This window comes from Kitasatospora sp. NPDC048296 (assembly GCF_043201815.1).
GTDB lineage: Bacteria > Actinomycetota > Actinomycetes > Streptomycetales > Streptomycetaceae > Kitasatospora.
Window position 1 is genome coordinate 1 of the sequence record NZ_JBICZB010000132.1, and the last position, 10817, is coordinate 10817.

A 10817-nucleotide genomic window follows, 5' to 3' on the forward strand; every position below is an offset into this window, starting at 1 on the left:
TCGAACAGCCCATCCCCATCGCGCATACCGTGATCATTCCGCACGAATGATCACGAGACGCACGCGGGTTGCCGGTTACTGAGACACGCTCCTAGCCACTTTCCGGCGTCCCGATCAACCGCTTTGGTGTCTCTGACCTTCTCCGACAGCAGTCGGCTGTACTCACGAGCCTGCTCCGCCTCGGCGACAATGCGCATGCGGTCAGCGGGGACCTCGGTATCCAGCCGGTTGAGGTAGAAGTACAGCCGCTTCCCCGAGCTGTCGAGGATCTTCAGCACGTCGCCCGCACCCTTGCGGCTGTACCGCGAGGAGTCATAGACCCACAGGCAGTCCGACTCGCCGTCGAGAAGCGCCTGTACCGCCTCGTCGAAATCCGGACGCTTCACCCCGGCCTTGTAACCAGACAGGTTCTCGCGGAAGACGCGGCGGATCGTGTAACCGTTCCGCTTGCCCCAGGCCCGCCCTGGAGCAGCGGGCCGCCGACGCCCTCGGTCCCGACGCACCGGACGGGCGGACCCTGGCCGCCGCCCGGGGGTACGGTCTGCTGCTCCAGGCCTACGAGCACCTGTTCTGGGACACCCTCAGCCGGTAGGGCCCGTCGAGGACGGCCGTCGGCTCACGCCTGCCAGTGCGGCTTGCCGCTGACCATCCGGCAGTAGATCACCCGCCCGCCGGCGTCGTGGGTGCTCTTGCCCAGGTCGTCGTTGCGGCAGAACTGCCCGGCCGCGTAGCAGTTGCCCGCGTTGGAGCGGAGCTCGCACTGCGCACCGTCCGCCGCCGCGGTGTGCTGCGGTTCCGGGTCGGCCGGCGGCTGCGCGGTGGTCACCTTCGGCTGCGGCGCCTTGGGCGGAGCCGACTGCGGATGGGTGGGCCGGGCCGCGGGCGGGACGACGGTCGAGGTGGGCGCCGGGTCGGGTGCGGCCGAGGCGGTGGCCACCGGCGGCGCCGGAGCCGCAGGCGCGGCCGAGGTCGACGTGGCCGCGACGCTCGGCGCGGTCGAGGCGGTCGGCGCGGACGAGGCCTTGGCCCCGCCGTCGGCCGCCGAAGGGTCGCAACCGGTCAGCGTCAGACCGACGGTGAGGACGAGTCCGGCGAATCCGGCCAGGCCGGCCGCCCGGCGACGGCCGGGTATCCGTGAAGGCATGGGAGGAGAACGCTCCGTTCCGTTTGGATGAGGCGTGCGATTCAAGCAGACCCCGAACACGCCACGCGCACGGTTTCCCCACTCGTTGGCAGATCGAGATATTCCGACTACCGAGCGCAACCACTCCCCGAGCCGCCACCCCCCACCCCAAGGGGTATAGCGCCGAAGCGCGGGGCTTTCTGACATGTTCCGGCCACCAAGCGCGGATCGCTACGGTTCCGGCAACCCCCACGCCGAACGAGGAGATCCCCCATGCTCCGATTCCGCGCGCTCGCGGTCGCCGCCGCCTTCGCGACCGTCGCGCTCACCGCGGCCCCCGCCGTCAGCGCCCCCGCTGACGACCCGTCCATAGCCGCGGCCCTGGCCGCCGCCCCCACCCGGACGGCCACCGTCCCGCCCGCCCTGCTGCACGCGATGCAGCGCGACCTCGGCCTCGCCCCGCAGGCCGCCGCCGACCGGCTCGCCCGCGAGAGCCGGGCCGCCGAGGTCCGGAGCACGCTCACCCGGGTGCTCGGCGACCGCTGGGCCGGTGCCTGGGTGGACGGGCCGCAGGCCGACCTGGTGGTCGCCACCACGGACGCCTCCGCCGCCCGGGTCATCACCGCCCACGGCGGCCGGGCCACCGTCGTCCGACACACGCTCACGGCCCTGAACCGGGCCAAGGACGCGCTCGACCGGGCCTCCGCGGCCGCCGTGCCCGAGGCCACCCCGCTCTGGTACGTGGACGTCCGGGACAACGCCGTCGTGGTGCGGTCCGCCGACGACGCCCGCACCGGGGCCTTCCTCAGCCAGTCCGGCGTGGACCGCTCACTGGTCCGGGTCGAGCGGGCCACCGCCGCGCCCAGGCCGCTCGCCGACCTGCGCGGCGGGGACGCCTACTACATCGACAACGCCGCCCGCTGCTCGATCGGCTTCCCGGTCACCCAGGGTGGCCAGCCCGGCTTCGTCAGCGCCGGCCACTGCGGTCAGCCCGGCTCCAACGCCGCGGCCTCCGACGGCAGTTCGATCGGCACCTTCCAGGGCTCGACCTTCCCCGGCAACGACTACTCCTGGGTCGCGGCCGGCCCGGACTGGACCGCCCAACCGCAGGTGAACGACTACGCGGGCGGCGCCGTGACGGTGGCCGGTTCGAGCGAGCAGACGATCGGCGGCTCGGTCTGCCGCTCCGGCTCCACCACCGGCTGGCACTGCGGCACCGTCGAGGAGCAGAACGCCACCGTCAACTACCAGGAGGGCAGCGTCTACGGCCTGACCCGAACCAACGTCTGCGCCGAACCGGGCGACTCCGGCGGGTCGTTCATCTCCGGCGACCAGGCCCAGGGCGTGACCTCGGGCGGCTCCGGCGACTGCACCTCGGGCGGTGAGACCTACTTCCAGCCGGTCAACCCGATCCTCAGCACCTACGGCCTGACCCTGGCCACCGGCTGACGAAAAGGCCCACCGATCGTCAGCGCAGCCCCGCCGTCCGGCGCTCGAATACCTCGGGGCGGGCGGTCTCCAGCGCCGTGGAGACCGCGCCGAGGAGCACCGCCTCCTCCCCCAGGAGGCTCGGTGCGAGCGCCGGACGCATCGGGGCGAGCTTGTGCAGGGCCTGCTCCAGCGGCTCCAGGAGCAGGTCCGCACTGCTGCCGATGCCGCCGCCGAGCACCACCAGGTCCGGGTCCAGGACCGCGGACAGCACGGCGACGGCGTAGGCGAGCCGCTCCGCCTCCCGCTCCACCGCCCGGACCGCCGCGCCCTCGCCGGCCCGGGCCCGCTCGAAGACCTGCTTGGCGGTCAGCCGCTTCCCGCCCCGACCGGTCAGTCCGAGGTCCCGGGCGGCGCGCACCACGGCGTCGGCCGCGGCCTCCTGCTCGATGGTCGCGGCCGGCTCGCCCGGGCGGGCGGGCAGCGGCACCAGGCCGATCTCGCCCAGCGCGCCGTGCGCGCCGAGCAGCAGTTCGCCGTCCTTGACCACGCCGACCCCGAGCCCGGTGCCGACCAGCAGGTAGGCGAACATCCGGCTGCCGCGCCCGGCGCCGAGGGCGTACTCGCCGAGCGCGGCGAGGTTGGCGTCGTTGGCCACCGTGACGGCCGTACCCAGTCCCTCCCCGATCCGGTCGAACAGCCCCGGCCGGCCCCAGCCGGGCAGGTTGGAGGCATAGCGGACGCCGCGCCGCTCCTCGTCCCACACGCCCGGGGTGCCGATCACCGCGTGCACGGTGTCCGAGGCGGTCAGGCCCGCCTCGGCGGTCGCCTCCCGCGCGGCGGCGACCACCGCGCCCGCGACGGCGTCGGCGCTCCGACCGCGGTTGGCCACATCCCGCCGGGCGACGACGGTACCGGCGAGGTCTGCGACGGCCACCCGCAGCCGGGCCCGGCCGATGTCCACCCCGAGCACATGACCGGCCGTCGGGTCGACCTCGTACAGCACGGCGGTCCGGCCCCGCTCCGGGGACAGCAGCCCGGCCTCGCGGACCAGCCCGGCCCGCTCCAGCTCGGCCAGCGCGGCCGAGACGGTGGGCTTGGACAGCCCGGTGTCCCGGGCGAGTTGGGCGCGCGAGGAGCCGCCACCGGTGCGCAGCAGCTCCAGCAGCAGCCACTCGTTGTTGCTGCGCAGCCGCTGCCGGTTCCACGGCACCCCGGGTGCCCCGGCCGCCGGGCGACTGGTCGGCTGGTGGGGGCTCATCCGGTTCCTCCGGTCTGCTGCTGACGGTCTGCTGCTGACGGTCTGGTGCGGGCGGCCGGGCGCCGGCGGTCCGGTGCCGGCAGCCGGGCGCCACCGGCGTCGGTCGGGCGGGCCCGGCACGACCCGCGGTGTCCGGGTGCCGGGTGCCGGACGCCGCCGCCCAAGTATGACCGGTGATCATCCGGCGACCAGCGCGCGGACCTGCCCTCGCGCCGACGCGGCGTCAGGAACCGTCAGACGCCGTCGGCCGCCAGCCAGCCGCCCGTCATCGCCTGCACCGCCGAGCCGTCCGCGTCCGCCAGCTTGGCGCCCACGAAGGCCCGGGCCGTCTCGGAGGTCTGCACCCGGAACGGCGGCCGCTCCGCGGTGAGCGCGGCGACGATCGGCGCGGCTGCCTCCTCGGGGGTCTGGGCGCCGCCGAAGGCCTTCAGCGTCCGGTCGACGTACGCCCGCAGGGCCGGGCCGTACGGGCCGGCGGCGGCGATCAGCGCGGGCACGTCGAGGTCCTGGTTGCCGATGAAATCGCTGGCCACCGCGCCCGGTTCGACGACGGTGACGGCGACGCCGACGGTGGCCGCGACGGGCGCCAGCGACTCCATGAAGCCCTCGACGGCAAACTTGGCCGCGCAGTAGGCCTCGTTGAAGGGCTGGCCGACCACGCCGCCGACGCTGGTCACGGTGACCACCCGGCCGCCGCTGGCCCGCAGGTGCGGCAGCGCGGCCCGGGTCACCTCGACCACGCCGAAGTAGTTGACCTCCATGGCGGCGCGCACCGGCACGAGCCCGTCCTGCTCGACGGTGCCGACGAAGCCCGCGCCCGCGTTGTTGACCACCGCATCCAGCCGCCCGTGCCGGTCGAGGACGGTCGCCAGGCAGTCGGCGACGGAGGCCGGGTCGGTGACGTCCAGCCGCTCGACCTCGACCCGCCCGGCGACGCCCGCCTCCTCCGCCGCGCGGAGCAGGTTCCCGGCCCGTCCGGTGTCGCGCATGGTGGCGACCACCCGGCACCCGGCACGTGCGGCGGCCACAGCGGCGGCGAGGCCGATCCCGGAGGAGGTTCCGGTGATCAGGACGATCCGGGTGCTTTCCATGCGGCTCTCTCCTTCTGACTTCCGGGCGGTGCCCGGATTCGAGGCAACTGTGTGCGTGCGCACGCACTCTATAAGTATGTGTGCGCGCACGCAACCGACGCCGCCTCCCTACAACGCCGCCGCACTACAACGCCGCCTCCGGGCGGTCAAGGTTTCACCCAGTTGTGGGCGCGTCGCGCGCCGACGCGTGATCATGGGCCTATGCACTTCCGGCACGGAAACCGCGCAGAGGGTCCCCGTCCAACGACACCGGACGCCCGGTCCTTGGCGGCGACCGCGGCGGCCCTCGCCGCGAGCCTCGGCGCGAGCACCGACAGTGACCATCAGGACGACGACCCGGACCTGCTGCGCGACGTGCTCGCCACCGCCCCGGTCGGCATCGCCCTGCTCGACGAGCGGCTGCGCTGGCAGTACCTCAACCCCGCCTTCACCACCGTCACCGGACTGTGCCGCGCCGATCTGCTCGGCCGCACCGCCGAGACCACCGCGTTCGCGGGCGCCACCGCCACCCTGCGCCGCGTGCTCGCCGACGGGCGCGACCGCGAGCAGGTCACCGGCGGCCCCCAGGGCGCCGGTGCGCCCGTCCCGCCCGGACTGCGGGTGCGCTACCGCCCGCTGCGGCACGCCGGGCGCACCACCGGGGTGATCGTCCTCGTCCTGGACGACCCCGACCCGGCCCGCGAGCAGCTGCGCGAACTCGAACAGGCCCGCGCCCGGCTCACCCTGCTCGACGCCGCCGCCGAGCAGATCGGCACCACCCTCGACATCGACACCACCTGCGCCGAACTCGCCGCCTTCGCCGTCCCCGGCCTCGCCGACCTCGCCACCGTCGACGTCCTGCCGTCCGAGGCCGAACCCGCCCGCCCCGGCGGCGGCAGCGGCCAGCGGCTGCACCGCGCCGCCGTACGGGCCATGCCCGCGCTGGCGGGCGCCCTCGCCGAGCTGGCCCGCCCCGGCGAGTCCGTCCGCCACCGCGAGGGCTCGGCCGGCGCCCGCAGCCTGGCGGGCGGAGTGTCCGTGCTCACCGAGCCCGGGCCCGAGGACGCCTGCCCGGCCGGAACCGTCTCCCTGCTCGTCCTACCGCTCGCCGCCCGCGGCCACGTCGTCGGACTGCTCACCCTCGGCCGGACCTCCGCCTCCCCGGCCTTCACCTCCGACGAGGCCGCCCTGCTCGGCGACCTCGCCGCGCGCGCCGCCCTCGCCATCGAGAACGCCCGCCGATACACCCATTCCCAGGGCATCGCCCTGGAGCTGCAGCACGCCCTGCTGAGCGAGCCCGGCAACCCGCACCAGAACCTCTCCCTCGCCTTCCGCTACCTGCCCTCCGGCAGCGCCAGCGTCGTCGGCGGCGACTGGTACGAGACGGTCCGGCTGCCCTTCGGCCGCACCCTGCTCGCCATGGGTGATGTGATGGGGCACGGCGTCGAGGCCGCCGTCGACATGAGCAACTACCGCTCGGCGCTGCGCGACCTCGCCAGCATGGACCTGCCCCCGCACCGCATCCTGCGCCAGCTCGACAACGTCATCTCCACCAACGACTCCGCCCGCCCGGCGACCTGCCTGCTGGTCCTGGCCGACCCGGGCCGCGGCCGCTGGACGCTCTCCAGCGCCGGTCACCTGCCGCCCGCCCTGGTCACCCCGGACCGTCCCACCGAGCTGCTGCACGTCCCCACCGGCCCGCCGCTCGGTACCGGCCTCGGCGGCTACGAGCAGACCACCCGCCCGCTCACCCCCGGCCAGACCCTGCTTCTCTACACCGACGGCCTGGTCGAACGCCGTGGCGAGGACATCGACGCCTCGCTGGAACGTCTCGCCGCCCTCCGGCTCCCCGCCACCGGCGAACTCGACGACCTGCTCGACGCCGTCCTGCACGCCCTCGCCCCGCCCCCGGCGCCCGCCGCCGAGGACGACATCGCGCTGCTCGCGGCCCGGCCCAAGGTCCGCTGACCCAGGAGCACGAGGACCCCGGCCCGGGGGGCGGTCGAGTTCTGGCCCGAGGGTGGTCGGGCTCCGGCGGCAGGATGCGGGCTCCGGGCGCGGGCGCCGCCTTGGGCCCGGCTCGCCTCCGGAGCGCTCCGACCCGGTGCCGACGGTCGGCGCTCCGGCGCTCGTACCTCGCTTGTCGCTTCTCCCTTTCGGCACCGGCGCGCCCCTTCGGCTCGCCGGGTTTTTCCCCCGGAGCCGAACTCCCGTCACGCCGAGCGCGGTCGCCGCACCGGCGGCCGTCGGCCGGCGCCCCTCACAGCTTCGCCAGCGCCTGCTCCACGTCCGCCCACAGGTCCTCCGGGTGTTCGATGCCCACCGAGACGCGTACCGTCCCCGCTCCGATGCCCGCCGCCGCCAACTCGTCGTCGGAGAGCTGCCGGTGCGAGGTGCTGGCCGGGTGCAGCACCAGGGTGTGGACACCGCCGAGCGAGGGCGCCAGGGAGGCCAGCCGCACCGACTCGGTGAAGGTGCGGGCCGCCTCCCGGCCGCCGGACAGGTCGAAGGCGAGGACGCCGCCGTGGCCGGCCGGGAGGAGGCGGCGGGCGAGGTCGTGGTCGGGGTGGGTGGGCAGGCCCGGGTAGTGGACGGCGGAGACCGCCGGGTGGGCGGCCAGGCGGGTGGCCAGGTCGAGGGCGGTGTCGCAGTGGCGGCGGACCCGCAGGGCGAGGGTCTGCAGGCCGCGCAGGGTCAGCCAGGCGGCGAACGGGTCGGCGCTGGCGCCGAGTTCGGTCGCGAACTGCCAGACCTTCCGGTGCAGTTCGGCGTCGGCGAAGACGGCGATCCCGGCCAGGACGTCCGAGTGCCCGCCCAGGTACTTGGTGGCCGAGTGGATCACCACGTCCGCGCCGTGCTCGATCGGCCGGCACAGCAGCGGGGTCGCGAAGGTGTTGTCCACCACACTCACCACCCCCGCCCGCCGGGCGACTCCGATCAGCCCCGGCAGGTCCGTGACCCGGGTGGTCGGGTTGGAGACCGTCTCCAGGTGCAGCAGCCGGGTGTTGGGCCGCAGGGCGGCCTCGACCTCGCCCGGGTCGTCGCCCGCCACGTGGGTCACCTCGACGCCCCACCGCTGGGCGAGGTCGGCCAGCATCGCGAAGGTGCCGCCGTACAGGCTCCGCTGGGCGACCACGTGGTCCCCGGAGCGCAGCAGGGCGAGCAGCACGGTGTTGATCGCGCCCATGCCGGAGGCGGTGGCGACGGCGGCGGCGCCGCCTTCGAGGTCGGCGACGGCCGTCTCCAGCGAGCGGACGGTCGGGTTGCCGAAGCGGTTGTAGAAGAACGCCTCGCCCGGTCCGGCGAAGGCCCGCACGAGCTCGTCGCTGGTGTCGAAGGCGAACAAGTGGCTCTGATGCAGCGGGATGCCCATCGGGCGGCTGCCGACGGACTCGGCGAGCGGCGGGTGGACGATCCGGCTCTCGGGGCGCAGCGCGTCGGGGTTCAGGTGGAAGTCGCTCATGCCGCCATCCTGGGCCGCTCCGGCCCGGCCGGGACAGGGCCAATCACGGCCCAGTGGCTCGGTCCGGGCGCCGGAACGGGCGCCCGGGTCGGGCCACTTGCGCTCAGCGGGTCACCGGCTGCGGCGGAAGATCCGCTTCACCAGGTGGATGACGCCCCAGATCAGCAGGATGACGAACAGGATGATCAAGATGATCACGACCAGCACGAACTTGCCGAGCTTGGCGAGGAATCCCGACTTCTTCTTCTCCTGCTTGGCCGCGAGGTGGGCGGCGGAGGCGGGCGCGGCCGGCGCGGACCGGACGTCCTGGACGCCTGCGGAAACCGGTCCCCCCGCGACGGCCGCGGCGCCCGTGGCGGTGCCCGCCGAGACGGTCCGGGGTGCGGCCACCGCCGTCGCGCTCGACGCCGCGGCGCTCAGGCCCACGGCCGCGAGCAGTGCCACCAGGGCACCGGCTATCGAACGTGCGATCCGGTGTGTCATCGTGCTCCTCGTACGGTTCGGAGCAGCGGGATGAGTCACAGCCGACCAGCCCTCACGGTCTGACCAGTGATTTTCTCATCTACGCTTAGTATGCTCCTCTGAAGTTTTACAGCGGTGTAAAAGTTTAGCGACGGGCCTGCCCGGATCGGCTCCGACCCCGGGCCACGCGAATTCCACCGCTTCGACGGGGGTTCCGTGGCAACTGTGGAGGATGACGCCGTGTCGGGTCGCAGGGGTTCCCCCGAAGCCGAGAATTCACCGCACCGCCCCGGCGGACGTCGGGCCGCAGGCCGAAAAACCGCACCGGACAAGGGCATATCGGACGACCGCCCCACCAGCCGGGCGAAGCCCAAGCCGAAACGCAGCACCAAGCAGAAGGTGCTCTGGGTCACCGCCGGCTGCACCAGCCTCCTGCTGATCGGCGGCGGCGCCCTCTACTACCACCTGAACAGCAACATCACCACGTTCGACCGCGACGCCGTCAGCAAGGAGCGCCCGGAGGCCGCCGCCCCGGACGCCCAGGGCCGCACCCCGGTGAACGTCCTGATGATCGGCTCGGACAGCCGCGGCAACGGCAACAGCGACCTGGGCGGCGGCGGGGACGCGGGCGCCCGCTCGGACACCGCGATCCTGCTGCACGTCTACGCCGACCACAAGCACGCCGTCGGCATCTCGATCCCCCGCGACTCCCTGGTCAACATCCCGCCGTGCAAGCTCCCGAACGGCAAGTGGACCAAGGAGCAGACCAATGTGATGTTCAACAGCGCCTTCGCGGTGGGCGACACCGAGCAGGGCAACCCGGCCTGCACCCAGAACGCCGTCGAGAAACTCACCAACCTGCGGGTCGACCACACCATCGTGGTGGACTTCAACGGCTTCGCCACCATGACCAAGGCAGTCGGCGGCGTCGACGTCTGCCTGCCGAACGACATCTACGAGGGCGACCTCAACCCCAACCTCGGCCACAAGGGCAAGCTGATCTTCGCCAAGGGCAAGCAGAAGGTCGAGGGCCAGTCCGCGCTGGACTTCGTCCGGGTCCGCCACGGCATCGGCGACGGCTCCGACATCGGCCGCACCAAGCGCCAGCAGGCCTTCCTCTCCTCGCTCATCAAGCAGGTCAAGTCGCAGGGCATGGACCCGACCACCCTGCTGCCGCTGGCCGACGCGGCGACCAAGTCGCTGACCGTCGACCCCGACCTCGGCTCGGCGGCCAAGCTGATGTCCTTCGCCATGTCGCTCAAGGACGTGAACCTGCACGACATCAAGTTCATCACCGCGCCGTGGCGCTACGAGGGCCCGCGGGTCGCCCTGGTCCACCCCGACGTCGACCAGCTCTGGGCGGCGCTCAAGGCCGACCGCACCATCGACGGCCAGGACGCCAGCGCCCAGCGCCCGGACGCCCCCGACACCGCCGCCCCCAGCACCCCGGCCGCCGAGGCGACCCCGACCGCCACCGCGAACCCCAAGAACGCCGACATCAAGGTCGCCGTGCTCAACAGCACCGGGGAGTCCGGCCTCGGCGGCAAGGCGGCCGAGGCCGTCAAGGGTGCCGGCTACACCGTGACCACCGTCGGCAACGCCGCCGGAAAGGCCCGCAGCACCACCGTGGTCGAGTACGGCACCGGCGAGCGCACCGCCGCCGAGGAGGTCGCCAAGCTCTTCCCGGGCGCGACCGTCCAGCCCGGCGGCAAGGGCCTGAGCGTGGTGCTCGGCCACGACTTCGCCGCCGCCAACCCTGCCGCCGCCGCCTCCGCGCCCGGCGCGAACCCCGGCGCCCCGGCCCCGCTGCCCAGCAGCGTCAGCGGCACCGCCCGCTCCGCGGACGACGACCCCTGCGCCAACATCTCCTACGGCTGAGCCGCGACGGCGCAAGAACGACGGCGGGGCGCCCGCGGACCACAAGTCCGCGGGCGCCCCCCCCGGGTCGGCCGGGGGTCACCCCCCCCCGCGCACTCGGGGAGTGCTCAGCGCCAGGTCCCGCACGACGGG

The 10817-nt window shown here is 74.0% G+C and carries 9 protein-coding genes; 3 read left to right on the forward strand and 6 right to left on the reverse strand.

What is annotated here, in order from left to right:
* Positions 1 to 50 precede the first annotated feature (50 nt).
* Both ACGF12_RS37315 and ACGF12_RS37320 read right to left on the reverse strand, forming a co-directional pair.
* Positions 51 to 503 carry a recombinase family protein gene (locus tag ACGF12_RS37315; protein ID WP_393040706.1) on the reverse strand — a complete coding sequence of 151 codons (453 nt, stop codon included), beginning with the start codon at positions 501 to 503 and terminating at the stop codon, positions 51 to 53.
* Between the two features lie 113 nt (positions 504 to 616).
* Positions 617 to 1144: a hypothetical protein gene (locus ACGF12_RS37320; protein ID WP_393040709.1), complete on the reverse strand. Its 528-nt coding sequence runs from the start codon at positions 1142 to 1144 to the stop codon at positions 617 to 619.
* Positions 1145 to 1396: 252 nt separating this feature from the next.
* Here ACGF12_RS37320 and ACGF12_RS37325 point away from each other — a divergent pair, with 252 nt between their 5' ends.
* A complete protein-coding gene (locus tag ACGF12_RS37325) occupies positions 1397 to 2572 on the forward strand; it encodes a S1 family peptidase (RefSeq protein WP_393040712.1) in 1176 nt (391 codons plus the stop codon).
* A 19-nt stretch (positions 2573 to 2591) separates the two neighbouring features.
* Here ACGF12_RS37325 and ACGF12_RS37330 read toward each other — a convergent pair whose 3' ends face one another.
* Positions 2592 to 3812 carry an ROK family protein gene (locus tag ACGF12_RS37330; RefSeq protein ID WP_393040715.1) on the reverse strand — a complete coding sequence of 407 codons (1221 nt, stop codon included), beginning with the start codon at positions 3810 to 3812 and terminating at the stop codon, positions 2592 to 2594.
* 233 nt (positions 3813 to 4045) lie between these two features.
* Positions 4046 to 4903, reverse strand: coding sequence for an SDR family NAD(P)-dependent oxidoreductase (locus ACGF12_RS37335; RefSeq protein ID WP_393040718.1), 858 nt, complete (start codon positions 4901 to 4903; stop codon positions 4046 to 4048).
* A gap of 264 nt (positions 4904 to 5167) precedes the next feature.
* On the opposite strand from ACGF12_RS37335, the gene ACGF12_RS37340 reads away from it, so the two are divergent.
* Positions 5168 to 6850 (forward strand): SpoIIE family protein phosphatase, encoded by a 1683-nt coding sequence (locus ACGF12_RS37340; RefSeq protein ID WP_393040721.1) that lies wholly within the window; start codon positions 5168 to 5170, stop codon positions 6848 to 6850.
* Positions 6851 to 7142: 292 nt separating this feature from the next.
* On the opposite strand, the gene ACGF12_RS37345 is transcribed toward ACGF12_RS37340, so the two are convergent.
* Entirely contained in the window at positions 7143 to 8345 is a 1203-nt protein-coding gene (locus ACGF12_RS37345) for a trans-sulfuration enzyme family protein (RefSeq protein ID WP_393040724.1), read from the reverse strand.
* A 111-nt stretch (positions 8346 to 8456) separates the two neighbouring features.
* Positions 8457 to 8828, reverse strand: coding sequence for a hypothetical protein (locus ACGF12_RS37350; RefSeq protein WP_393040727.1), 372 nt, complete (start codon positions 8826 to 8828; stop codon positions 8457 to 8459).
* Between the two features lie 378 nt (positions 8829 to 9206).
* Here ACGF12_RS37350 and ACGF12_RS37355 point away from each other — a divergent pair, with 378 nt between their 5' ends.
* The gene (locus ACGF12_RS37355; protein ID WP_393040730.1) at positions 9207 to 10685 is read left to right on the forward strand and encodes an LCP family protein; all 1479 of its coding nucleotides are present in this window, start codon (positions 9207 to 9209) and stop codon (positions 10683 to 10685) included.
* The last annotated feature ends 132 nt before the right edge of the window (positions 10686 to 10817 follow it).